Source organism: Prevotella aff. ruminicola Tc2-24 (genome assembly GCF_900110895.1).
Classification (GTDB): domain Bacteria; phylum Bacteroidota; class Bacteroidia; order Bacteroidales; family Bacteroidaceae; genus Prevotella.
The window spans coordinates 173,332-198,467 of the sequence record NZ_FOIQ01000003.1; the positions used below are offsets into that span (position 1 = coordinate 173,332).

Sequence of the window (25,136 nt, forward strand, 5' to 3'; positions counted from 1 at the left end):
TCAGATGATCAGACGTCATACAAACAAAGGAGATGAAGATATCAATATATGTATAACTTAAAAAATGAGAATTATGAAAACAATTAAATATCTTTTAATGGGTGTGTTGCTGGCAGGTTTCAGCGCCACCGCGAATGCACAGGAAGAAGAGCTCAACGCTGTTCTTAATGGTATCAAGTCAAAGGCTCCTAATGTGGCCGAGTTAGCAAAAACTGCTTATAAGAAGAATAAAAAGAATCCGGAGGCTCTCTTGAAGATCGGTCGGGCTTTCTATGCAGAGAAAGATACGGCTAATGCTCGTCGCTTTGCAGAGTATGCCAACGAAGCAGGAAAGCCCAAGTATCATTTTGCACCGGCTTATCTGCTGTTAGGTGATATCGAAGCCACTTATGGTACCGACGGTGGTAAAGCTGCAGGCTTCTACAACCAGGCTATCAATTTCGACCCTAAGAACCCGGATGGCTACAAGAAATGGGCTATGGTATATCGCAAGATCAGTCCTTCTCAGGCAGCCAAGAAACTTCAGGAGATGAAGGCTAACTGTCCCGATGAGGATGTGGATGCATTCACCGCCCATATCTATATGCTGGCAAACGACGAGAAGCAGGCCTACGAGAACTATGTGAAGGCTGACATCAACAAACTCGACAAGACATACCTTAACGAGTTCGTACGCTGCAGCTATTTTACTGGTCATTTCGAGGATGCACTCCGCGCTGCTGAGGCAGGTCTTAAGATTGAGCCACGCAACCCGGTGTTCAACCGTCTGGCAATGTTCTCAAACTATGAGTTGAAGAACTATGAGGCAGCCAAGAACTATATCAATAAGTACTTCAACGAGACCGATAGTGCCAAGTTCTCTGAATATGACCACTACTACACTGCCCTGATCTATCAGGCTCTCGATGACAAGGAGAATATGTATCTCCACTATGATAAGGCTCTGGAGCTGGTCAACGAGTCATCGATGATTAAGCGTTGGGCTATTCTGAAGAGTGTTTCCGACTCCTATCTCAAAGATAAAGACTTCGACAACGCCATCAATTACTACGAGCAGTTCCTGGCCAGCAAGCCTGAGTTGACATTCGACGATAACGAAGGCCTGGCAACCATCTACTCTAAGTATGCAGAGGCTGATGAGACCAAAAAGACGGAGTATATGAACAAGGCTATCGAACTGTACAATGCCCTGGCAGAGAAATACCCCGTTCAGGAGATCTATGCCACATACATGGCCGCCAGCTTGAACAGCAAGCTCGACAACGACATGAAGAAGAATCTGGCAAAACCAGGATACCAGAAAGTGATAGAACTCCTTGCCAACAAGGCAGAGCGCACGAACGGTGAGAACATCATGCTGAAGACCAGCTACCACTATATGATGTTCAACAGCTACATCAACAAGAATGTTGCTGCCGCCAAGGACTACGCAGATAAGATTCTAGCTATCGACCCTGAGTATAAACAAGCTCTCGAGATTAAGAAGTTGAAGTAAGCAATATCCCGATAAGAATCAGAGGTGCCTCCATATGGAGGCACCTCTGATTCTTTTTATACGACAGGCCGTGTTTATTTGTTTATAAATACCACCGCCATAAAACAAAGATGTGCCTCCATCTCTGGAAGCACATCTTATTTTGTTATATCCTTATCTAATTAGGGAAGGCTGATAGCCTCAGAAGGACAAACGCTTGCACAAGTGCCACACTCTGTGCAAAGATCGGGATCGATAGAATACTTCTCACCCTCAGAAATTGCCTCAACGGGGCACTCACCCTGACAAGTACCGCATGCGATACAGTCGTCACCAATTACATATGCCATAGTCTCTAAATGATAAATTAATAATGTTAATACTCACTTTTAGTGACGCAAAGGTACGACAAAATCCCGAATAATACCAAAAATTAGGTAGATTTTTATATAATTTATACGATGTCGAAATAGTCTATCACATAATAACTGAGGTAATTCTGCGTTATTGTTTAGGAGTAGAAAAGAGAAAGAAAACAAGACGCATGCGAAAAGGCATTTTCATCATATTACTGACCGTTGTTCTTGCCGCCATTACGGCAAGGGGACAGGTGCGTACCGTCCAACACAGACCATATACCGACCTGCGCCCATTACATTTTGGTATTCTGGTGGGGATGAACATGCAGGATATTGAGTTCACAAATCTCGGTCCCCAGACCATCACGCAAGAAGACGGAACAACAGCCGAGCGAACAATCCTCTGCGATGCAGATCGATGGAGCAGTGGTTTCAGCGTGGGTGTACTGGCCGACCTGCGCCTGCACACACATCTGAATCTGCGCTTCTCGCCGACCATGCATTTCGGAGCGAAGCATCTGTCGTTCAGAGACCCGTCTGCCCTTGACCAACAAGGACAACCAAGCATTCAGACACAAGACATGAAGAACACCTATATATCCTTCCCTGTCGATCTGAAATTTTCCGCTGAGCGTTGGAACAACTACCGCCCATACATGATTGCTGGTGCTAATCCGATGATAAACCTGACCAGCAAGAGTCAGGATTACATACAACTGAAACGGTCTGATCTGTTTCTTGAACTCGGCGTTGGTTGCGACTTCTATCTTCCGTTCTTCAAACTAATCCCCGAACTTAAATTCTGTTATAGTCTCAGAGATGCTCTTGACCACGGTCATTCTGACGAATTGAAAGACGCGAACAAACGTATATATACAAATGCTGTGGCCAGTGGCCACAGCAAAATGATTGTATTGACATTCTATTTCGAATAACGATTCTTTCTCGCCTTATTTTGCCAAATCAAGGACAATCTTACCCACAAAGACGCCGTGTTTTCCATTCTGGTCAACCGGAATCTGTTTGCCGTTCTTGTCGGGTGTATACTCCATGACAGGCATATAAGTATGGGTATGACCTCCCAAAACGAGATCGCAGCCTTCCGTCAGACCGATGAATTTCGCATCGTCATATTCGATTCCCCAACCGAGGTGTGAGATACAGATAACGATATCGCACTTCTCCTGCTTCCGGAGGATATCGATGTATTTCTGGGCCGTCTCCGCAGGATCAAGGTAAACGATACCCTCACAGTTGCCATCGAAGACCAAACCCTTCATCTGAGGCGCAAGGGCAAAGAAACCAATCTTAACACCATCACGTTTGATCGTGATATATGGTTTAACCAAGCCCTCAAGCACCGTACCCGTACAGTCGTAGTTGGAACAGACGATGGGGAAGTTTGCCATCCGAAATAGTTTGGCCATATTGTCAAGTCCGAAGTCAAACTCATGATTACCGATGGTTGCGGCATCATAACCCATCTCATTCATCAATCCGACCTCTACCTCTCCTTTAAACAAAGTGTAATAGCCAGATCCCTGAGAGAAGTCACCGCTGTCGATAAGCAGGAGGTTTGGATGTTGCTGACGTTGTTCCTTCACCATATTAACACGACGAAGGAAACCACCACGTCCTGCCAAATCCTTATTATCAAGATTCTCGTTCAATGGCATGACCGTGGAATGAGTGTCGTTGGTATGGAGTATCACAAGCTGCTTTTTGCCCTTGGCACTTACCGACACAGAGGTCAGCAGTGCAACTATTATCATCAAATATATACGTTTCATATCTGTCCTTTGCTTCTTATTGACTATTCTGTTGAACCTCACTTATCCCGTTTCACGATAATACGTCCTTCGACCTTCGAGTCCACGACTTCGCCACAAGCCAGTTTCTCACGGAAATAATTCATGATCAAGAAACGGGTATTGTTACTCGCCTCACCGGGGGCCACAATATCACGGCCTTGTCCGAGGGCAGGCATACCGTCGTTGCCTTCGATCAGATAGTTGATCGTAGCCACGCGATAGTCAGCCTTAGGATCAATCTCCTGACCATGCAGTCGAGCAGAAAGCAGTTCCCCACTCTTAGTGATGACAAGTTCTGTGCCGCGACTCACGCCCTCTCCTCCCCGACGGGCGATCTGACGAAAAAGATCCATCATCTGCTCACCAGTCAGCGTGACGAAGCATATCTTGTTCTCGAAAGGAGCAATATCGAGCACATCACCATAGGTTACGTCGCCTTTCGTAAGATCAGCTCGAATACCACCCATATTATAGATACCGAGCACAGGAGACTCATTGTAATCCTTAGCTGCCCAAACCAAGATATCAGACACGAGGTTAGACAGATCACTCTCCGGACGATCAGGATGCATATTGTGGGCCACAGCCCCAACAACGGGTCCCATAATACTGTCGTTCACACGCTTATATGGTGCGATAAAGCGAGCAGCAGACTCGTCGGGATGCTCATCGTAACGGCTGTCGACAATGACTCGTGTGCGTTCAATACCGACGATCTGATAATGCTTAGAAGCGCACGAGAGCATCAACATCGGAACAAATACACCAAGAAATATTTGCTTTTTATTCATAATTTGTAGTTTTATTGGGGCAAAGTTACACAAAGTTGAGAGCAAAACAAAGAAACTCGTTTCTTTTTTTGCCGAGTGCATGTAATTTCGCCATCTTTGATGGCAAAGTTACACAAAATAGAGTATAGAACAAAGAAAGTTCCGCATTTATTTGTTTTTTTGCTCACTTATTCGTACCTTTGAGCTTCACTCTTAGGTACTTCCGTTCGAAAAACACAAAAAAAGTTCCGCATTTATTTGTTTTTTTGCTCACTTATTCGTACCTTTGCACCCGCTTTTCGGCGTAATCGCTGGCAGGAAGTAACGAGTTGCCTGTTATGTTGCGTTGGAACGATACAACAAATTTAATTAGTTAAAGTACAAATGGATTTAATTAAAGTTGCTGAAGAAGCATTTGCAACCGGCAAGAAGTTCCCAGAGTTCAAGGCTGGTGACACGATTACTGTCGCTTACAAAATTATCGAGGGTTCTAAGGAGCGTATCCAGCTCTATCGTGGTGTGGTCATCAAGATCGCAGGCCACGGAGACAAGAAGCGCTTCACCGTTCGTAAGATGTCTGGTACTGTAGGTGTGGAGCGTATCTTCCCCATCGAGTCACCGAACATCGAGAGCATTGAGATCAACAAGGTTGGTAAGGTTCGTCGCGCTAAGCTCTACTATCTGCGTAAGCTCACTGGTAAGGCTGCTCGTATCAAGGAGAAGCGTCGCGCCATTACAGCTGAGTAATCAGCCTATCGAAAGAATAAGAAGAGATGCCTTTCAAACGAAAAGCATCTCTTTTTATTTGTAGTTCTCGTCGGCACTGGTATCACCATGAAGCGCATCTTGGAATGAGTCCCAGTCCTGAAAGCCGGCCAACAGCGACAGACGATCGAGCATCTTCCTGTCCGGTTTACGAAGAATCTCCTTCTCTACCGCCTCCAACAGTTTGCGGAGGGCAACACGTTTTTTCTCCATAATAATCTGTTTGTATGGTGCAAAATTACAACTTTTTTTTGTAATTTTGCACGCGAAAAGGAATTTATCGCGATCAAAATGAAAGAATTAGCACTCAAGTACGGATGTAATCCGAACCAGAAACCCTCACGTATCTTCATGACAGAGGGTGAGCTCCCCATCGAAGTGATTAACGGTCGTCCAGGATATATTAATTTCCTCGACGCGTTCAATGCCTGGCAGCTAGTGAAAGAGTTGAAGGCAGCCACCGGTATCCCGGCCGCCGCCTCGTTCAAACACGTAAGCCCCGCCGGCGCAGCTGTGGGACTACCTCTCAGTGATACCTTGAAGAAGATCTATTTTGTAGACGACGTAAAGGACCTGGACGAGAGTCCTATCGCCTGTGCCTATGCCAGAGCACGTGGTGCCGACCGTATGTCGAGCTACGGTGACTTCGTGGCCCTTTCCGACACCTGCGATGCAACGACTGCTAGGTTGCTAAAACGTGAGGTGAGCGATGGTGTCATCGCTCCGGATTTCACACCCGAGGCTATTGAGATCCTGAAAGACAAACGTAAGGGTACCTATAATGTCATCAAGATTGATCCCAACTATGTGCCAGAGCCTATCGAACGTAAGCAAGTGTTCGGTATTACCTTTGAACAGGGTCGTAATGAGATTAAACTTGACGATGATGCTCTCTTCGAGAATATGCCCACACAGAACAAGACCTTCACACCGGAGGCTAAGCGCGACCTGATCATCGCCCTGATTACACTGAAATATACACAGTCGAACTCTGTCTGCTACGTGAAAGACGGACAGGCTATCGGCATCGGAGCTGGACAGCAGAGCCGTATCCACTGCACACGTCTGGCAGGTAACAAGGCCGACATCTGGTGGTTGCGCCAGCACCCGAAAGTGATGGCACTGCCCTTCAAGGAAGGTATCCGCCGTGCCGACCGCGACAACACTATTGATGTTTATATCTCAGAGGATGAGCACGACGATGTTCTCCGCGATGGTGCTTGGCAGCAGTTCTTCACCGAACAGCCCGAGGTACTGACGATGGAAGAGAAGAAAGCATGGATTGCCAAGAACACGAAGGTGGCACTTGGCTCAGACGCATTCTTCCCCTTTGGCGACAATATCGAGCGCGCCCATAAGAGCGGTGTGGAGTTCATCGCCCAGGCAGGTGGTAGCGTGCGCGACGATCATGTGATCATGACCTGCGACAAGTACGGCATTGCCATGGCCTTCACGGGAGTACGTCTGTTCCATCATTAAACAACAGATTTCACAGATTAGATATATGGACGATTTTCAGAAGATCCTCGAGAACGGCATTAACTTCGGTCGTGGTGGCGACAAGCCGAAAGACGACGGTAAGGTGAAGACCAAAGCCAAGAAAAAGCAGTATATCACCGGTGCCCACGGCAGCGGTTCTGCACGGCAGAAGGCCAAGTATCGCGAACAGCGTGCCAACAGGCATAAGAAATAAGTTCTATAGCACACTACAATGCAAGTGGCGCCTACCTCAAAGGTAAGCGCCACTTGGTGTTTCATCAGGAGTCTGTACGCTTAGAACGTCAGTTCCTGACCACGATAGAACTCGAGGAGTGCATGCTGATAGAGATTCTCATAACGAGCCTGAACTAAATCTGATTCAGCTTTCAGGTATGCATTCTTGGCCTCATTAAACTCTGTGATGGTTGCCTTGCCATTTTCGTACTTGGCCTGCATCAACTCAAAGGCATCCTTTGAACTCTGGAGAGCCTCCAAAGAAGATTTCTCCTTCGTCTGAGCATTCAAGGCATTATAGTATACCTGCTGGATCTCTTTATACAATGTCTTTTTGGTGTTATCAACCTGTAGCTGCTGTGTTTCATACTGAATCCGGGCATTACGTACATTATTACGTGTCTGGAAACGATTAAAAATGGGCACATTCAGATTCAGGCTGATGCTCTGCGAGAAACGATCCTCAAGTTGTTTTCCAAAGCTATCGTTGGAGCGACCAGAATCGGTATAATAGTTCGTAGATAGTCCCGCGCCGAAAGTAAGCGTAGGATAGTGACCTGCCTGAGCTACCTTGATATTGTGCTCGTAGGCTTTCAAGCGCAACTGTTGAGCAGCAATCTCCGGCTTTACTCCTAAAGCTTCTGCATAGACCTGATCAGGAGTTGTCATGAGAGCCATATCTGTAGACAACTCGTCAGGGTTAGGACGCACGATAGCAAAACCATCAGGCGTAGGCAATTCGAGCAACTGAGTGAGTGTAAGCAAAGCCAAACGTGTATTATTATCAGCCTGAGTAGCTGTCAGATGACTGTTAGCCAGTGTAGCCTTCTGCTGAGAAAGTTCTGCCTCAGAAGCCTTACCATTCTCTACGAAAGCCTGAAGACGAGCCACCTGCGCAGAATCAATCTCGATCTGGCGATGAGCCACATCAGAAACCTCCATATCATAGAGAATCTGGACATAAGCCTGAGCCACCTGCATACGGATATCGTTCTTAGCCTTCTCTAAATCCGCGGTATAAGCATCAAGATTCAGTTGATTCATCTTGATTTCGTTAGGGATACGGAAGCCTGTAAAGAGAGGCATACTGGTATTAATCCCCATTGAAGTATTGGTCGTATTAGTATTCGCATAAGTATTATCGGAAGTCAAGCCCCGACCAAAACTGAGGTTCTGGCCTACGCTTCCACTAAGATCCGGCAGACGGGAGTTTTTAGCCGTAGAAAGTTGCAGTTCCTGCTGTCGGCGCTGGTTCTCCTGCTGTTTGATACTGATGTTATGCTCCACCGCATAATCGCAACACTCACGCAGAGTCCATTGTTTGGGTTGTGCAGAACTCAAAGTGCAATACATCATGCACAATGCACAGAAAATGATTTTTCTCATCTCTTATACTATTTATTTTGTATCATCTGCTATAATCTCCGGGCCGCGCACCTTATCCTTGGTGGTAACACCCTTCTTTATCTCGATATTCACACCATCAGAGAGCCCTGTCTCAACCAACGTACGCTCATAGGTCTTCTGTTTTCCACTACCCTTAATAACATAGACGAAGGTAGAATCGCCACTGAACTCAATAGCGCTCTCTGGTATGCCAAGCACCTTCTCGGCCTTGGAAAGCACAATCTCAGCATTAGCACTATAACCAGAACGGATCTTGCCGCCTTCTGTGAGTTTCACTGCAGCCTTGATCTCAAACTGATTAGCGCCATTGTTCTCTACTGCCTTCGGAGAAACATATTCCAAAGAAGCATCGAAACTCAGATCCTGCAAGGCACCGATAGTAATCTTCATAGGCATGCCGTTTACCAGCTGTCCCACCTCAGTCTCGTCGATATTACCACGGAAGATCAGGTCATTCATGTTTGCGACAGTGGCTATCGTGGTACCATCGTTAAAGGTATTAGCCAAGATGACCGAATTACCCACCTTCACTGGGATATCGAGGATGACACCCGAGATCGTAGAACGGATGAGTGTAGATGATGCCTTGGCGTTCGACTGTGACACACCATCACGCACGACCTGAAGTGCATCTACAGCAGCTATCTTCTCTTCCTTAGCCTGCTGAAGACTCTGTTTCACCTTGTCGAACTCATCGGCAGATACCAGCTTCTGGTTATAGAGGTTCTCCTCACGGGTATAATTAATCTGTGCCTGCTTCAGATTAATCTCAGCCAGACGCACACGTCCTTCTGCACTGGAGAGCTGTCCCATATCAGGAATCACCTTCACCTTAGCAATCACATCACCAGCGTTTACGTAGTCGCCTGGTTCCTTATACAACTCAGAGATAATACCCGAGATCTGCGGTTTCACATTCACCTCGTTACGAGGCTCAATCTTACCAGTAATGATCGTTGTCTTCTGGATATTTTCCATCTTGGGAGTAAACTCGTTGTAGACAACTTCCTTAGGCTGACCCTTCTTCCAAAGGAATACGAATGTTCCGATGAAGATCAAAGCGATAATCGCTGCGATAATAAGTTTTCTGTACCTTTTCATAACTATATATTTTTTCTTTTTTACATTCTTATCTTTTTTCCTTTTATTCGTCGCGCATAGCATCTACAGGTTTGATACTCATGGCACGGGCAGCAGGAGCTAATCCTGCCAATACTCCTAGCGTGCTTACCACGAAGCCACAGAAGAGGGCTGTCCAGAAGCCCACCTGATAATGGGTGGTAATCATTCCATCTTCCATACTTCCTGTCTCGAGCATCTGAAGTATCATGACTCCAAAAAAGATGCCGCTCATACCTGCCACCAGCGTTAACACGATACTCTCTGAGATAATCTGTGAGAGAATCACCCTGGGCGTTGCCCCGATGGCACGACGAATACCGATCTCCGTTGTCCTCTCACGCACAGTCACCATCATGATATTAGACACACCGATGGCACCTGCCAGCAACGTTCCGATACCCACAAGCCAGATCAGTAAGTTCAAACCCGACATCAGACTGTCAAGCATCTGGAATACCACTTCCGTATTGAGCAACATCGCACCCTGTTCGTCTGTGGGATCGATATAGTGAGCCCTTGCCACGGTTGCACGGATACGGTCTGATATTTCCGACATCACAACACCGGGCTTTGCAGTAACGCCAATCAAATGTACTTGATTGCCCAGATTATAGACCTGTCGCATCTGAGAGAACGGCAAACAAACACCCGTTCCTGGCTCTCCGCTAAAGCTTATGCCTTCTGCTGCGCCAAAGTCTACACCCACAATCTGATAATAGGTAGAGTCAATCCGTATTGATTTTCCACAAGGATCGCCTCCATCCTTAAACAACTCTTGATATACCTTCTTCTGGATGACGCAAACCTTTCTGCGCTCCTTAATATCCATCTCGTTAATGTAACGTCCGTAGCGTAACAACGGATCTTGTATGGCACGGTATGTAGGCTCCACACCTGACACACTAATAGTCGCCTTTCTGTCGCCATAATAAGCAAAACTACTGTTACCAAACAAAATGGGTGTCACCACATCGAGTTCGGGCACCTGTTGCTTGAGTCGTGCGATATCTTTATAATCCATGTTCCAACTACGGCCCTTGCGGAATCCCTTGTAAGGCTTCGACGTGTTCTGTGCCCAAATCATGGCTGAGTTTGTTGCGAAGCCCTGAAAATTCTTTTGAATCTGCTCCTTAATACCTGAGCCTCCGCCAATGAGAACAATGAGCATGAACACACCCCAAAACACGCCAAATCCCGTCAGGAACGAACGCAGCTTGTTGCGAGTCAGCGTGTCGAGAATTTCTCTATATGAATCTATATCTATTTTCATAATCTTATTCTGCTCTTAATGCCTCAATGGGGCGGATTTTACTTGCTTTAAAGGCTGGGATAAGACCGGCGATAGTTCCGGCAATCACCATGACCATCGTTGCTTCGATACACACATCCAGTCCTACCGTCGGGTTAATGAACATCGGCATCGAACCCGCTCCGAAGTCAGCCACTCTATGTCCTACCGTAGCATCCATATATTCATTAGCAGCTATGCCCAGAACCATACCTATATAGCCAAAGAAGGTGGTAATGATCACGCTCTCAACGATAATCAATTTCAGAATGTTCCAAGGTTTAGCACCAATGGCCTTACGAATACCGAACTCGTGAGTTCTCTCTTTCACCGTGATAAGCATGATGTTCGACACACCCACGATACCAGAGAGCAATGTCAGAAGTCCAACCACCCAAAGCGCCGTATGGATAACTTTTACCGCCAGATCCATCTGAAGACTCTGTCTGTAGTTATTACGGATCCAAATGGCACTTTCATCTTCAGGATGTACATGATGATTCTCATTCAGACGCTTACGGTAGCCCTTCTCAAATTCTAAATTCTCTCCGTCGGATTCCAGGCCATGGAAAGTAAACTCGATACGTCCTGCATCATCGTTCTTAGCTCCATAGATGCGCTTGATAGCCGAATAGGAAGAATAAGCATCCGCACGGCTGTTTTCTCTTTCCTTATAGATACCAACTACCTTATATGCGAAATTACCCACCTTAACATATTGCCCCACCAGATTCTTATAGTCCTTAGGGCAAAGCTCTTTTGCTTGCTTATTACTCACGATAAGCACCTTACGACTCTGTTTTATATCAACATCGTTGATAAAACGGCCGTAAAGCATCTCCATCTTCTCAATCTTTGTATGATTTGGGTAGACACCACAGACGGAGGTTGATATATATTGTTGTCCCCGACTGACAACAGCAACAACACGATACTGCGCACCCACCTCGTCGATATTCTCCTTGAATTCTGTCTCTGTAGTGCTGATGTCGCGCTTCTGAAGATTGATCCAGCGACCTTCCTTGAGACCCCGATAGGCCTTTGAGGTCTCGCCACCATATACAATCATCGATGACGACAGGAAGCGCTGATTCTGCAAGATGGTGGCATTGATGAGACCATTACCTGAGCCCAGCAGCACGAGTAGCATGAAGATGCCCCATGCCACAGCAAAGCCTGTAAGCGCAGTACGCAGTTTATTGCGTCTGGCCGTTGACCATATTTCACTTGCTATATCTCTCATAACCTGTTTACTTCATCATGCCGTTGATACCGAAGGGACTTGCATTGTGCTCGAGGTTCTCCTCAATCTGTCCGATGATACCATCCTTGATATGTACTATCTTGTTCGTCTCATTTGCCACACCACTCTCGTGAGTCACCACGACAATGGTCATTCCATCGTCCTGATTGAGTTGCTTGAGCAACTGCATCACCTCCACGGAGGTCTTCGAGTCAAGTGCGCCCGTAGGCTCATCGGCCAGAATGATCTGTGGTTTGGTGATGAGTGCTCTGGCTATCGCCACGCGTTGTTTCTGTCCTCCCGACAGTTCATTAGGATAGTGTCCTGCCCACTCAAGCAGTCCCAGACGATCCAGGTATTCCATGGCCATCTGATGACGCTTACGGCGCGACACGCCTTGATAAAATAATGGCAACTCAACGTTTTCCACGGCGGTTTTAAAAGAGATGAGATTAAATGACTGGAATATAAAACCTATCATATGGTTACGATACTCAGCCGCCTTCCGCTCTGAGAGATTCCAGATGGGCACGCCATTGAGTTCATAGGTCCCCGAGTCATAGTTGTCGAGAATTCCTAAGATATTCAATAAGGTACTCTTGCCTGAGCCCGAAGCACCCATGATGGATACAAATTCTCCTTTCTTGATATCGAGTGAGATACCCTTCAGCACATGAAGCGGCTGTGCTCCCTGATAGGTCTTGTTAATGTCTTGTAAATGAATCATATAATTTATTCTACCTTAGTTCTTGCACGTTCGACGCACAAAGTTACCGGAAAGTTGCAGATTATCGAAGAAAAATTCAGTTATTTAACACTCTGTAAGCTTTTGTAGGCTTCTGCAACATCTTCGATGGAGATATCGAGCAATTGCATCTGGCGGAACAGTTCCGGCAGGCGTTCCTTCATAAACGCTTTCTTGCGAGCCTTGAGTATCTGCTTCCTCGCTCCCGGGGTCACAAAGTAACCCAGTCCGCGTTTGTTGTAGATAACCTCCTCGCGGGACAATTGCTCGTAGGCCTTTACTGCGGTATTCGTGTTCACCTCGAGCAGTACGGCATACTCGCGTACGCTGGGGATGCGATCATCGTCTTTATATACACCCGAGAGGATCTCCTCACACAGCCGATCGGACATCTGGATGTAAATGGGTTTATCATTTGTGAAAGTCATAATTTATCCACTTTTTAGTTATTAACTCAAATGCTTTGAAGATATGGAACGATGCCCAGTAATTTACCACAGAGAACACAGCGAAGAATGCTGTAAGCACGTAGGCCATGGTGCCTACATTTTCAACCTTGCCAACACCTTCTACGTAGTAGGTACAGAACATGCTGATTTCATGGTTTTTTGAAAACCAAGCCAGCATGGTAAGACCTATCACCATCACTATACTTGTAATCACAAACGCATTCTTGCGCAGTATGGTCCCACCAAGGGTAAAGAAAGAGTGCAACCATACAAGACCGCTTACCAGGAACGCCAGTCCTGCCAGACGATAGCCTAAAGAATGAGGCGCAACCATGCCACCAGATGATATCATATCGATCAAGTAGGGATAGGTAAAAGCATGCCACGAATCACCATAGACCAAAGCACGAAACACCACACGCAACGTATCGCCTACCCCAAACGACAGAACCATCATAAGGATACCTGATACGGTAGCATAAATAGTGGCAGACAAGAACTTCTCCATATTCGTTGCTGGCAGCATGAGGAATGCATGGCGACGAGGTTTCTTATCCAACTCAACAAAAAGATTACAGATACTAACCATTACACCTATGATCAGGTACACCACAAAGAATCCTGCCAAGGCAGCAAATTCCCGACCATCACGAGACCCACCTGTACGAATCACCGGCAGCAGCATCAGCTCGCCAAGGAAAACACCCAGCGTAAATCCCAAGGTCCACATCAGCAATGAGCGGAAGTTTACGCTTATTTTCCAGCGCAAAGTCTTTCCAAATCTAGTCATATCGAAATTATTCATCACTTCAATTCTAAAATTATTAAACTCTTCAGTTCTTCACAGGTTTACAAATTTACCAATATTCTGTGTGCGACAGAAGAGCTTGTACGACAACCAGTAGTTCAGGATAGCCCATATGCCGTAAACAGCATCGGATATGTATAGCTCCGGGGTAACATGACCATCTTTCATGATTTCCCCACTGCTGAAATTGGGGAACAACCATGTCTGTACCATCGACAAGAAGATGAGTACCAAGATGGTAAGAATCCACGAATACTTAGCCGAACGGAAGAAGGTTGCTCCAAGTGCAAAACATGAATGGAACCAGACAAACGTAATAATCACCATGCTAAAAATATTAACCTTCACTGAGTCCACGCATTCCCAGTTAATTGAGAAGGGGTTTATGTGACTTGCAAAAACTGCTGTTACGAACTGCGGATTGTTACCTATCAGCCAGTTAATCACATACTGCACCAAGTCAGCGCCAAAACAACCAATAAGCCAAAGACCGAATAAAAATATCCAAGTAGCATATCGCATCAGGTACTTCTCAAAATTAGAGGCTGGCAACAGCAACAGGGCCTGCTTGTCGTATTTTCCTTTCATGCTGTAAAACATCATCGATGGCCCCATGGCTATCTGAAAAAACAACATCATCACCACAACCACACAACAAGGTTTATAGCCCGTATCAGCACCTTTCAGCCAGTAAAAACTCGTGGTAAAAAATAGGAATGTCAGCGTAAACACCACAAACATCTGAAGAAACATACGCATGTAGAAGCTCTTGTCGTTAGTGAGCGACCAGCGTGCCACCTTTCTAAACCTATGTATATTAAACTGTATCATATAATTATGTGCCTTATGTTCTTTATATCAAATCTTCCCTTCGTTTACTGCATTAAACAGCAATTCCAGATTAACCTGGGTTCCAGTACTATCCTCCTTACGAGGTGCTATCACGGCATTACCCTGAAGCGAAGGCTCGGCATAAAGAACATCGTCCATCTCGGCAGGTGTACGATACTCAAAGGTGAACTTCTCCTGAATATCAGCCACACTGGCATCAAGCAACAACTTCTGTGGCGAGAGAATCAGGATATGATCAAGAAGTGATTCCACATCGTGCACCTGATGGGTTGAGATTATCAACGTGCGATCACCGCTCATATACTGGGCAACCACTTTACGGAACAGGCTCTTCGAAGGAATATCAAGACCATTCGTGGGCTCATCCATCAACAGCACCTTGGTATTTGTAGCAAGCGCGAAGCTCATAAACACTTTCTTCTTCTGTCCCATCGAGAGGGCATTCAACTTCAAGTCGCTGGTCAGTTCAAAATCCTTCAGGCAGCCCTCCAGTACGGTGGTGCTGAACAAGGGATAGAAGGGGCGGTTAATCTTTACATACTCATCGAGCGACATGGCGGGTAGGTCAAACTCCTCAGGTACGATAAAGATGTCCTGCAAAGTTTCAGGGCGGCGCAGCTTTGTCTCGACACCATCAAAGCTCACGGTACCCTTCTTGGGACGCAGCAGTCCAGCTATCAGGTAAAGCAGAGTGCTCTTACCTGTACCATTCTTACCCAACAGACCATAGATATTGTCCTGTTTCAGTTTCAGACTGAAATCATCGAACACCAGGCCCTTCTGACCTGCATACTTAAAACTAATGTTGTTTACTTCAATCATAATCGTCTTATCTTGTTATTATTAATCCCTGTTATAGTGTACCACAATAATAGTACACTGCAAAAGTAAGACATATTTCCTTTCCATCCAAATAATTAAGAAAGAAAAAATAGACAATTAACATTCTTTAAATCTCCTGCCTCGCGCGTTCCTTATTTAATATACTTATATCACCTGTCATTCCATCTTCCTTTCTTATCAACGTATTGTAGATTTTTAACAATATAGGAACCCGTCGTTACGAAACTTTTCGTATCTTTGCACCAACTAAATTCTTCTTCCATCATGAACAGCCAAACAAAGAATAGAGCAAGGCTGCTTTTTACATTTCTTCTGATATCTCTGACCTGTGCCTTCTCGCAGGATAGGAAAATGGAGGAAGAGGAGATTCAACTGCGCAATCATGTTTATGAACTTTTCGACGGTAACGATAGTGTTGCCTTCGTTAAGGCTGTCAATAATCTGGCCGACTACTATAGAAAATCCGGCGACTGGCATCAATACTATACTGCCCGGGAAAACGAGATTGTCTATGAGATCAACCATGATCACTACTATCAAGCCCTGAAGAAGACAAGCGACATGAACAGCGATATCCTGGAAAAAGGGCTGAAGGACGAATTGTACAGGATGAACTACCTGATGGGTGTGTTCTACGGATCACGCGACAATAACGAGATGTGCGAGAAATACCTGAACCTGTCGTTGGAGCAGATGGGGTCGAGTCAACAGATATCAGAGCGCGTCAATATCTACCTCATGCTGGCCAATATCCACATCTTCGACAATCCCGACTTAGCAACCATCAATATCAACAAGGCTGCCAAGGTTAGTTCTGGCAACCACCAGCTGAGTGCCGTTCTTGACATGAAATGCATGATTGAGTTCTCCAGGAACGACAAAGAGAGTTTCCATCAGGTCTATACGCAGATACAACAGATCAAAGAGAACACCCCCGACGAATATAATCCCACATACGAGAGATACGTTAACATCTGCCGTACTGCCTTTGACGGTGATTACGACGAGGCCATCAGACAATGCAACGATCTCATTCGCGGCGTGGAGAGATACCAGTTCCTCTGTAAGATCCATGAGATGAGGGGCGATAAGAACAGTCTGATAGCAAGTCTAAGGAAACTGATTGAGGCAAAGGAGGAGCGTAACAACAAGATCTCAACCATGGAGATCAACGATATCAGTCACGACATGAAACTGGAAAGGGCCCGCCGCGAAACCAGACGAGCCTACAGTCTGGCGATTCTACTGGCCTTTATCGCTGCCATCATCGCAGTGATTCCCCTGTCCGTCTTCGGATGGTCACGCCGCAAGCATGTGCAGGCTCTGCAGGCGCAAAACCGAGAACTGAGACGGGCACGAGACCATGCCGAGGAGGCCGACCGCATGAAGACTGCTTTCATCCGTAATATCAGTCACCACATACGCACACCTCTCAATGTCGTATCGGGTTTTTCGAATATCCTAGCCAAACAAGTCGATGAACTTTCGCAAGAAGAGCGCGAAGACCTCTCCCAGCGCATTAATCATAATGTCTACGTTATCACAAACAGTCTCAATCATCTGATCGCTCTCTCCGAGGTGGAAAGCGTACGCGTCTCCGACACGGAAGACGAAGTCAACTGCAACAACCTGTGCCAAAGCATTGCCGATGACTTCAAACCCATAAACGAGAAACTGTCGTTCACTTATACCACATCGGTCGACAATCACACCGTCGTGAAGACCAATAAGGACAGACTCAGAAGTGTGGTTATGGAACTGTTGATTAATGCCGACAAGTTTGCAGGTGAAGGAGAGATCATGCTGAACAGCGACATCGTCGGCGATACCTGGCAGATCTCAGTGACCGACACAGGCAAAGGTATCGGAGAAGGCGACGAGGAAAAAATCTTCGGTCATTTCGCCAAGATTGACGACTTTACGGAAGGACTTGGCATCGGTCTTACATATTGTAAGAGCATCGCCTCCCAACTGGGCGGCGACGTCACCTTAGATAAGAGTTACACGGACGGTGCCCGTTTTATCGTCACTGTTCCCTTGAGACAAGCCTAACGTGCATCCTCACCCCACATCATCTTTTCACGCAGGGTATTGAAGTAACGACGTCCACTCCGCTTGACGACCTTCACGTCATAAGGAGCACGGCGCAGCGTGAGTCGCGTACCCTCCTTACATTTCTCTGAACGGCCGTCGATGGCAATCAGAAAATTATGGCTACGGCTTTCCACGGTCAGTGTAATCTCCGACGAATCGGACAGCACGATCGGTCTGATGTTCATGGAGTGCGGTGCCACGGCCGTCATGGAGAACACCTTCGTACCCGGTACGATAATCGGTCCACCATTGGAAAGCGAATAGGCGGTCGAGCCCGTCGGTGTACTCACGACCAGTCCATCGGCCTGATAGGTCGTCAGATGATCGCCATTGATGGACGCATGTATGGAGATCATCGAAGCCGTATCACGCTTCAGAATTGCGACATCGTTCAAGGCACAGTCATAACCCTCGAGAGGCTCTCCGTCGGTCTCCACCTTGATCAGAGCCCGGTTCTCGACAGAGAAATCGTCCTGATAGATAGCCTCCACACACCTCTCGATATCAGCAGGACTGACATCTGCGAGAAAGCCCAGTCGGCCCATGTTCACACCAAGGATAGGAATCATCTTCTCACGGACACGACTGGCAGCCTTCAGGAAAGTACCGTCACCACCCATAGAGATCACGAAATCTGCCTGAAAGTCATCATTCGTGAAGATCTTCGCGGCATTCACGTCAATACGCTGGTTATCCTTCAGGAAGTAATAGTACTCCATGTCCACATATAGCTCCGCGCCATGCTCAGAGAGGCAGGAGAGCACTTTCTGTATCGACGCCGACTTTTTGGTCTGATAGATATTGCCGAAAAGAGCAAATCTCAATTTCCGATGTTCCATATCACTGTTTATCATGAGATGGCAAAGTTACGAAAAAATATTCACAAAGGTTATAATGGCAGTGAAATTAAGTTTTTTTTTGTGTCCATGATGCCCGTTATGCCCATTTTTGTCTATATTTGCATTCTGGAAACCAAAGAACAAATAAATCATGGCAAAAGTTTATGTATTTCTGGCCGACGGCTTCGAGGATGTTGAAGCCCTGATTCCCATTGACGTGCTTCGCCGCGGAGGTGTGGAGGTTGTGACAATAAGCACAACATTGTTCACGCTTGTAGAATCGGCTCACGGGGTGAGTATTGAGGCCGACCTGCAGTTCGACGACAGCGACTATGCCGACGCCGACCTACTGATGTTACCAGGCGGAATGCCCGGAGCCAGTAATCTGTTTGCACACGAAGGCGTCCGTAAGGCTGTGCTCGCCCAGGCAGAGAAAGGCAAGAAGATTGCCGCCATCTGCGCTGCCCCGGCCGTTGTGCTCGCGCCACTAGGTATTCTCCGTGGGAAGAAAGCCACCTGCTATCCCGGTTTCGAGAAGGCGCTTGCAGAAAGCGGTGCCACCTACACAGCCGAGCTCGTCACCGTCGATGGCAATATCACCACCGCCGAGGGACCGGCCGCTGCCTTCCCCTACGCCTACGAACTGCTCACCCAGTTGGTTGACAAGCAGACCTCCGACCAGATTGCCGAAGGCATGCGTTTCAAGCACCTGATGGAATAAAAGGATATGGATTATATTATCATTGTGGCAGGCGGGAAAGGACTGCGGATGGGAGGCGACATTCCCAAGCAGTTTCTGCCTATTGGTGGGAGACCGGTGCTGATGCGGACGCTAGAGAGGTTCAGGGCGTATGCTGCGGATCTGCAGATTATCCTTGTACTGCCAGAGGCACAACAGGACTATTGGCGTCGACTCTGCGAGGAATACCGTTTCGATGTGGAATATACGTTGGCCAATGGTGGACAGACGCGATTCCACTCCGTGCAGAACGGACTCGCAAAGGTCCCCGATGATGCGACAGGCGTGGTTGGCGTGCACGACGGTGTGCGTCCCTTCCCGAGCATCGAGGTTATCCGCGACTGCTACGAGACTGCCCGCACAGCCAAGGCCGTCATCCCGGTCATCCCGGTTGTCGAGACCGTACGCCATCTGGAGGATGGGAAGTCAAGGACGGTGCCCCGCAACGACTACCGCCTGGTTCAGACACCACAGACCTTCGACATCCAACTGCTCAAGGCTGCCAATCGTCAGTCCTATAACGACGGTTTTACCGACGATGCCTCTGTCGTGGAGAGCTATGGTCATCAGATTACCCTCGTCGAGGGCAACCGTGAGAACATCAAGATCACCACACCCTACGACCTCATCGTGGCGGAAGCCATTCTTAATGCTCAACACTAATTGGATATTCTCAATCAAGACATTCAATACCTGCCGGGCGTAGGTCCGAACCGGAAGAAGATCCTGGGCGACGAGCTTGGGATCCACACCTATGGTGACCTTCTGGAGTACTACCCTTATAAGCATGTCGACCGTTCCAAGGTCTACACGGTTCATGAGTTGACGGGAGACATGCCCTTCGTTCAGATTGTCGGACACATCCTCAGCTTCGAGACCTTCCAGACAGGACCGAGGAAGGAGCGTGTCGTTGCCCATTTCACCGATGGCACTGGCATCGCCGATCTCGTCTGGTTCCAAGGCGGCAAATATGCCAAACAGAACTACAAGGTCGGTGAGGAGTATATCGTCTTCGGCAAACCGACCGTCTTCAACAACCGCATCAACATCACCCATCCCGACATCGACCGGGCAGACACACTGGAGCTCTCCGCCATGGGCATGCAGCCCTACTACATCACGACGGAGAAAATGAAAAAGCGCGGGCTCTCCTCACGCACCCTGGAGAAACTGACGAGAGCCATGCTGGAGAAGCTCCCCACCCTACCTGAGACCATTCCCGACTTCATCACCCAACCCCTGCATCTGATGGGACGTGACGAAGCGCTTCGCACCATCCACTATCCTCAGAACGCCAAGGACCTGGAGAAGGCCCGTGTCCGTCTGAAGTTCGAAGAACTGTTCTTCGTGCAACTCAATATCGTCAGGTATGCCAGTGACCACCGCAGGAAATACCGCGGATATATCTTCTCACAGGTAGGCGAGGTCTTCAACACCTTCTATAACAAGTATCTGCCCTTCCCACTGACAGGGGCCCAGAAAAGGGTTATCAGAGAGATCAGGGTCGACGTAGGCTCAGGAAGACAGATGAACCGTCTGCTACAAGGCGACGTAGGCAGTGGCAAGACCCTCGTGGCACTGATGTCGATGCTGATCGCCATCGACAACGGCTACCAGACTTGTATCATGGCACCGACGGAGATCCTGGCCGAACAGCATCTGCAGACGATCATGGGCTTCCTGAAGGAAATGGATATCCGTGTGGCCCTGCTGACGGGTGTCGTCAAGGGCAAGCGTCGGGAAGAGATTCTCGAAGGACTGGCCGATGGTACCATACAGATCCTGGTGGGTACGCATGCCGTCATTGAGGACACGGTACAGTTCGCCCGTCTCGGACTGGTTGTCGTCGACGAGCAGCACCGCTTCGGTGTGGCTCAACGCGCCAAGCTCTGGAGCAAGAGTGAGAACCCGCCTCATGTGCTTGTGATGACCGCCACTCCCATCCCCCGCACGCTCGCCATGACCCTCTATGGCGACCTCGACGTGAGCGTCATCGACGAGCTGCCGCCTGGCCGTAAGCCTGTACGTACCACTCATGTTTTCGACTCTCGCATGACCACGCTATATGACGGTATCCGGCAACAGATTCGTGAGGGGCGACAGGTCTATATCGTCTTCCCACTCATCGAGGAGAGTGCGAAAAGCGACCTCAAGAATCTTGAGGACGGCTTCGAGGTGTTAAAGCAGGCCTTCCCAGAGTTCCGACTGAGCAAGGTTCACGGTAAGATGAAGCCGAAAGACAAGGAAGAGGAGATGCAACGGTTTGTCAATGGCGAGACGCAGATCCTCGTCGCCACCACCGTTATCGAGGTGGGCGTCAACGTGCCCAACGCCTCCGTGATGGTGATTCTCGAGGCACAGCGCTTCGGGCTCTCACAACTGCACCAGCTCAGAGGACGTGTGGGGCGCGGCGCCGATCAGAGCTTCTGTATCCTCGTCACTCCATACAAGCTTTCGGAAGACACCCGCAAACGCATCGACATCATGTGCGACACCAACGACGGCTTCCGCATCGCAGAGGCCGACCTGAAACTGCGCGGTCCAGGCGACCTGGAGGGTACCCAACAGAGCGGTATGGCCTTCGACCTGAAGATTGCCGACATCGCCCGTGACGGTCAACTCATACAGATGGCCCGCGACGAGGCACAGAAGATCATCGACGACGACCCGGAATGCACCTCTCCGCGCTACCAGATGTTATGGAACCGACTGCGACAATTACGGAAAGACAACATCAACTGGTCTGCCATTTCTTAGGAAAAAAGTCTGCTGAATACGCACGAAACCAGCACGCAAAGTGTTAAAACTTCCCAAAACTATGTTAACGAAAACCGAAATTCTGCATATTTCCAGAATCTTTTTCCTATCTTTGCAACGCATTATAGCTTTTTTAGCAGATAAAACCAAAACCCGGATGATAACGATTAAGATTCTTAAGACAACTGTTTTTATGGCTTTCATGACACTCTCGGCGATCCCCTCACAAGGGCAGGATCTCTTGGCGCGTCAGGCACCGGTTGACCGGAAAATGAAGGCAGTTGACTCCATAGTACTCAATAGACTGATTGAACAAGAGATGCTGGAGAACCCCTCTGGCGACCTCTATAGTGAGTGGGACACAGAGGCGACCCACTATTATGGCAACACCCTGCCCGACGAGGCCGTTATCGACCTCCGCGGATTCTGCATGCCGACCCCAAGCCGCGTCATCACCTCGAACTTCGGTGCACGCTGGGGCCGTCAGCATAAAGGTCTCGACATCAAAGTATATATCGGCGACACCATCCGTGCTGCATTCAGCGGTAAGGTGCGTATCGTGAAATATGAGCCCCGCGGCTACGGTAAGTATGTGGTCATCCGCCACTACAACGGACTGGAGACCTACTACGGACACATGTCCAAGCAGCTGGTCCGTGAGAACGAAGAAGTAAAAGCAGGCGATCCTATCGGTCTCGGTGGAAACACAGGTCGTAGCACCGGTTCACACCTGCATTTCGAGACGCGCCTCTGCGGCGTAGCCCTGAACCCCGCCCTGATGTTCGATTTCCGTAATCAAGACGTGACGGGCGACTTCTACACCTTCCGCCGCAACAAGTATGCTGCCGAGTCGGCACAAGCCACCCGTCTGCGCGGTGTCAGCGGCAAGAAAAAGGGCGGTCGTTTCGATGCCGACTCTGACGATGACTCCGAATTGGCTATCGCAGCTCCGTCGGCCTCTTTCGCACCTGAGGTACACTTCCACAAGGTGAAGAAAGGTGAGACCCTGCAGTCCATCGCCCGCAAATGTCACACTACAGTCGATGCGCTCTGCAAGCTTAACCGTATCGGCAAGAGCATCCGTCTGATGCCGGGACAGATCTTGAAATACAACTAATCAACACATACATCCGATCAAAGGCTTCCTTAACGGGAAGCCTTTTTCATGTCAGCCCATATCTCCACGGGTGAGGCACATGTCTCCTTTAAAAGTAAAACAAGTTGTTTTGGTGTCGTAGAAGGCATCTCCAAGAGTCATAGGGAACATCTCTTCACAGGTAAAACAAGTTGTTTTACTTTTAAAGGAGACATCGGCATGGATTGAGAAGATATCGTTTATCCATGACGCTCCCTATTCGGGAATAGGGGAAACTTGGCCATCAAAGATGACGAAGATACTCCATCTCGGTAAAAAAAGAAAGATTTCTTTTGTTCTGCTCTCGATTTTTCGTATCTTTGCCCAAAACTTTAAACTATAGATCTTATGTACGACAAGGAAAGAGGGCTGTATATCGCCCACTGCGCCAATGGTGCACTCAGTATCACAGGTAAGATGGCCAACCGACATGGACTCATCGCCGGTGCCACGGGTACAGGAAAGACCGTCACCCTGCAGGTGATGGCAGAAACCTTCTGTCAGGCAGGCGTGCCTTGCTTCATGGCCGACATGAAGGGCGACCTCAGCGGCATATCACAGGTCGGAAAGCTGAGCGGCTTTATCGAGAAGCGCCTGCCCGAGTTTGGTATTGAGAACCCAGAGTTCCAGGCTTGCCCCGTCAGATTCTTCGATGTGTTCGGTGAACAGGGACACCCGATGCGCGCCACCATCTCGCAGATGGGTCCGCAGCTGCTTTCCAGACTACTACAACTGAACGAGACGCAAGACGGCGTACTGAATATCGTGTTCCGCATTGCCGACGAGCGCGGACTGCTGTTGCTCGACCTGAAGGATCTGCGACAGATGCTCGACTGGGTATCGCAGCATGCCAAGGAGTACACCACAAAATACGGCAACATCTCCATCGCCAGCATCGGCGCCATCCAGCGTGCCCTCCTGCAACTGGAGAGTCAGGGAGCGGATAAGTTCTTCGGGGAGCCCTCGTTCGACATCTACGACCTCATGCAGACCGAAGGTGGCAAGGGTGTGATGAACGTGCTGGCTGCCGACAAGCTGATGATGCAGCCGAAGCTTTATTCCACATTCCTGCTGTGGCTGCTCTCCGAGCTCTACTCCACCCTGCCCGAGGTGGGCGACATGGACCTGCCGAAGCTGGTGTTCTTCTTCGACGAGGCACACATGCTCTTCGACGGTACCTCGAAGGCCCTGCTCGACAAGATTGAGCAGGTGATTCGTCTGATTCGCTCGAAGGGGGTGGGCATCTATTTCATCACACAGAGTCCGACCGACATCCCTGAGAACATTCTCGGACAGTTAGGCAATCGCGTGCAGCATGCCCTTCGTGCCTACACGCCGAAGGACCAGAAGGCCGTGAAGACGGCTGCCGACACCTTCCGTGCCAATCCGGAGTTCAAGACAGACGAGGCCATCATGAACCTGGAGACCGGTGAGGCGCTTGTGAGCTTCCTCGACCCCAAAGGTGCTCCCAGTATCGTAGAGCGTGCGAAGATCCTGTTCCCCCTGTCACAGATCGGTGCTGTCAGCGAAGGACAGCGTCTGGACATCATCAAGCAGAGTCGCATCTACGGCAAGTATGACACCCCCGTCGACCGTGAGAGTGCCTTCGAGGTGCTGATAGCAGAAGCCGAGAAGGAAAAAGAACTGTCCGCTGAGACGACAGACGCTTCGACGGAGAAGAAGACAGAGGGCAAGAAGAAATCAGGTATGATGAGTAAGGTGATGAAGGCCATCATCACGGCCGTCACCTCGACCTTCGCCACCATCCTTGGCACCTATATCAGTGACAAGGTGACAGGTAAGAAGACCAAGTCGAAGACCTCAGGTACTGGTCGTGTGGTGAAGAATGCCACCAGCGCTGCCACCCGTACCATCACCAAGGAACTGACACGCGATATCCTTGGCAACCTTGTGAAGTAAGAC

At 48.4% G+C, this 25,136-nt stretch carries 25 protein-coding genes; 11 read left to right on the forward strand and 14 right to left on the reverse strand.

The features are described 5' to 3' along the window. Positions 1-73: 73 nt before the first annotated feature. Positions 74-1,495, forward strand: coding sequence for a tetratricopeptide repeat protein (locus BMY63_RS07045; RefSeq protein ID WP_143065746.1), 1,422 nt, complete (start codon positions 74-76; stop codon positions 1,493-1,495). Between the two features lie 161 nt (positions 1,496-1,656). On the opposite strand, the gene BMY63_RS07050 is transcribed toward BMY63_RS07045, so the two are convergent. Beyond that, a complete protein-coding gene (locus BMY63_RS07050) occupies positions 1,657-1,824 on the reverse strand; it encodes a 4Fe-4S binding protein (protein ID WP_091901294.1) in 168 nt (55 codons plus the stop codon). A gap of 194 nt (positions 1,825-2,018) precedes the next feature. Between BMY63_RS07050 and porT the strand changes: the two genes are divergently transcribed. Then, entirely contained in the window at positions 2,019-2,768 is a 750-nt protein-coding gene (porT, locus tag BMY63_RS07055; RefSeq protein WP_091915634.1) for a type IX secretion/gliding motility protein PorT/SprT, read from the forward strand. 15 nt (positions 2,769-2,783) lie between these two features. Here porT and BMY63_RS07060 read toward each other — a convergent pair whose 3' ends face one another. Then, positions 2,784-3,623 (reverse strand): bifunctional metallophosphatase/5'-nucleotidase, encoded by an 840-nt coding sequence (locus BMY63_RS07060; RefSeq protein WP_091915636.1) that lies wholly within the window; start codon positions 3,621-3,623, stop codon positions 2,784-2,786. Positions 3,624-3,661: 38 nt separating this feature from the next. Then, entirely contained in the window at positions 3,662-4,435 is a 774-nt protein-coding gene (locus BMY63_RS07065; RefSeq protein WP_091901288.1) for a 5'-nucleotidase C-terminal domain-containing protein, read from the reverse strand. A gap of 363 nt (positions 4,436-4,798) precedes the next feature. Between BMY63_RS07065 and rplS the strand changes: the two genes are divergently transcribed. Continuing rightward, positions 4,799-5,161, forward strand: coding sequence for a 50S ribosomal protein L19 (gene rplS, locus BMY63_RS07070; protein WP_036909694.1), 363 nt, complete (start codon positions 4,799-4,801; stop codon positions 5,159-5,161). A 54-nt stretch (positions 5,162-5,215) separates the two neighbouring features. On the opposite strand, the gene BMY63_RS12320 is transcribed toward rplS, so the two are convergent. Continuing rightward, positions 5,216-5,392, reverse strand: a complete 177-nt coding sequence (locus tag BMY63_RS12320; RefSeq protein ID WP_176771104.1) for a hypothetical protein — start codon at positions 5,390-5,392, stop codon at positions 5,216-5,218. 78 nt (positions 5,393-5,470) lie between these two features. Between BMY63_RS12320 and BMY63_RS07075 the strand changes: the two genes are divergently transcribed. Both BMY63_RS07075 and BMY63_RS07080 read left to right on the forward strand, forming a co-directional pair. Then, entirely contained in the window at positions 5,471-6,658 is a 1,188-nt protein-coding gene (locus BMY63_RS07075) for a phosphoribosylaminoimidazolecarboxamide formyltransferase (protein WP_091901286.1), read from the forward strand. Between the two features lie 25 nt (positions 6,659-6,683). Continuing rightward, on the forward strand, positions 6,684-6,872 hold the full coding sequence (locus BMY63_RS07080; RefSeq protein WP_091901285.1) for a hypothetical protein: 189 nt from the start codon (positions 6,684-6,686) through the stop codon (positions 6,870-6,872). Between the two features lie 80 nt (positions 6,873-6,952). Here BMY63_RS07080 and BMY63_RS07085 read toward each other — a convergent pair whose 3' ends face one another. The 9 genes from BMY63_RS07085 to BMY63_RS07125 all read right to left on the reverse strand — a co-directional run bounded on the left by BMY63_RS07085 (position 6,953) and on the right by BMY63_RS07125 (position 15,628). After that, positions 6,953-8,278 (reverse strand): TolC family protein, encoded by a 1,326-nt coding sequence (locus tag BMY63_RS07085; protein WP_371113578.1) that lies wholly within the window; start codon positions 8,276-8,278, stop codon positions 6,953-6,955. Positions 8,279-8,290: 12 nt separating this feature from the next. Further along, positions 8,291-9,400, reverse strand: a complete 1,110-nt coding sequence (locus tag BMY63_RS07090) for an efflux RND transporter periplasmic adaptor subunit (RefSeq protein WP_091915871.1) — start codon at positions 9,398-9,400, stop codon at positions 8,291-8,293. A 43-nt stretch (positions 9,401-9,443) separates the two neighbouring features. Next, on the reverse strand, positions 9,444-10,691 hold the full coding sequence (locus BMY63_RS07095) for an ABC transporter permease (protein WP_091901279.1): 1,248 nt from the start codon (positions 10,689-10,691) through the stop codon (positions 9,444-9,446). Between the two features lie 4 nt (positions 10,692-10,695). Then, the gene (locus BMY63_RS07100; protein WP_091901277.1) at positions 10,696-11,952 is read right to left on the reverse strand and encodes an ABC transporter permease; all 1,257 of its coding nucleotides are present in this window, start codon (positions 11,950-11,952) and stop codon (positions 10,696-10,698) included. Between the two features lie 7 nt (positions 11,953-11,959). Next, positions 11,960-12,679, reverse strand: coding sequence for an ABC transporter ATP-binding protein (locus BMY63_RS07105; protein ID WP_091901275.1), 720 nt, complete (start codon positions 12,677-12,679; stop codon positions 11,960-11,962). An 80-nt stretch (positions 12,680-12,759) separates the two neighbouring features. After that, positions 12,760-13,125: a GntR family transcriptional regulator gene (locus BMY63_RS07110; protein ID WP_091915640.1), complete on the reverse strand. Its 366-nt coding sequence runs from the start codon at positions 13,123-13,125 to the stop codon at positions 12,760-12,762. Continuing rightward, a complete protein-coding gene (locus tag BMY63_RS07115) occupies positions 13,109-13,936 on the reverse strand; it encodes a hypothetical protein (protein WP_143065747.1) in 828 nt (275 codons plus the stop codon). The genes BMY63_RS07110 and BMY63_RS07115 overlap by 17 nt, the downstream gene beginning before the upstream one ends. Positions 13,937-13,987: 51 nt before the next feature. Then, positions 13,988-14,785, reverse strand: coding sequence for a hypothetical protein (locus BMY63_RS07120; RefSeq protein WP_091915644.1), 798 nt, complete (start codon positions 14,783-14,785; stop codon positions 13,988-13,990). A 27-nt stretch (positions 14,786-14,812) separates the two neighbouring features. Continuing rightward, positions 14,813-15,628, reverse strand: a complete 816-nt coding sequence (locus tag BMY63_RS07125) for an ABC transporter ATP-binding protein (protein ID WP_091915646.1) — start codon at positions 15,626-15,628, stop codon at positions 14,813-14,815. A 372-nt stretch (positions 15,629-16,000) separates the two neighbouring features. On the opposite strand from BMY63_RS07125, the gene BMY63_RS07130 reads away from it, so the two are divergent. Continuing rightward, the gene (locus tag BMY63_RS07130) at positions 16,001-17,701 is read left to right on the forward strand and encodes a sensor histidine kinase (protein WP_177178403.1); all 1,701 of its coding nucleotides are present in this window, start codon (positions 16,001-16,003) and stop codon (positions 17,699-17,701) included. On the opposite strand, the gene BMY63_RS07135 is transcribed toward BMY63_RS07130, so the two are convergent. Then, complete coding sequence (locus BMY63_RS07135) at positions 17,698-18,582, reverse strand: NAD kinase (RefSeq protein ID WP_091915874.1); 885 nt, start codon at positions 18,580-18,582, stop codon at positions 17,698-17,700. The genes BMY63_RS07130 and BMY63_RS07135 overlap by 4 nt on opposite strands. 151 nt (positions 18,583-18,733) lie before the next feature. Here BMY63_RS07135 and BMY63_RS07140 point away from each other — a divergent pair, with 151 nt between their 5' ends. The 5 genes from BMY63_RS07140 to BMY63_RS07160 all read left to right on the forward strand — a co-directional run bounded on the left by BMY63_RS07140 (position 18,734) and on the right by BMY63_RS07160 (position 25,133). Further along, positions 18,734-19,303: a DJ-1 family glyoxalase III gene (locus BMY63_RS07140; RefSeq protein WP_091915650.1), complete on the forward strand. Its 570-nt coding sequence runs from the start codon at positions 18,734-18,736 to the stop codon at positions 19,301-19,303. Positions 19,304-19,309: 6 nt separating this feature from the next. Further along, entirely contained in the window at positions 19,310-19,984 is a 675-nt protein-coding gene (locus tag BMY63_RS07145) for a 2-C-methyl-D-erythritol 4-phosphate cytidylyltransferase (RefSeq protein WP_091915652.1), read from the forward strand. Beyond that, positions 19,985-22,078: an ATP-dependent DNA helicase RecG gene (recG, locus tag BMY63_RS07150; protein ID WP_091915654.1), complete on the forward strand. Its 2,094-nt coding sequence runs from the start codon at positions 19,985-19,987 to the stop codon at positions 22,076-22,078. A gap of 157 nt (positions 22,079-22,235) precedes the next feature. Then, the gene (locus tag BMY63_RS07155) at positions 22,236-23,195 is read left to right on the forward strand and encodes a M23 family metallopeptidase (RefSeq protein WP_091915656.1); all 960 of its coding nucleotides are present in this window, start codon (positions 22,236-22,238) and stop codon (positions 23,193-23,195) included. 366 nt (positions 23,196-23,561) lie between these two features. Then, a complete protein-coding gene (locus BMY63_RS07160) occupies positions 23,562-25,133 on the forward strand; it encodes a helicase HerA-like domain-containing protein (RefSeq protein ID WP_091915658.1) in 1,572 nt (523 codons plus the stop codon). The last annotated feature ends 3 nt before the right edge of the window (positions 25,134-25,136 follow it).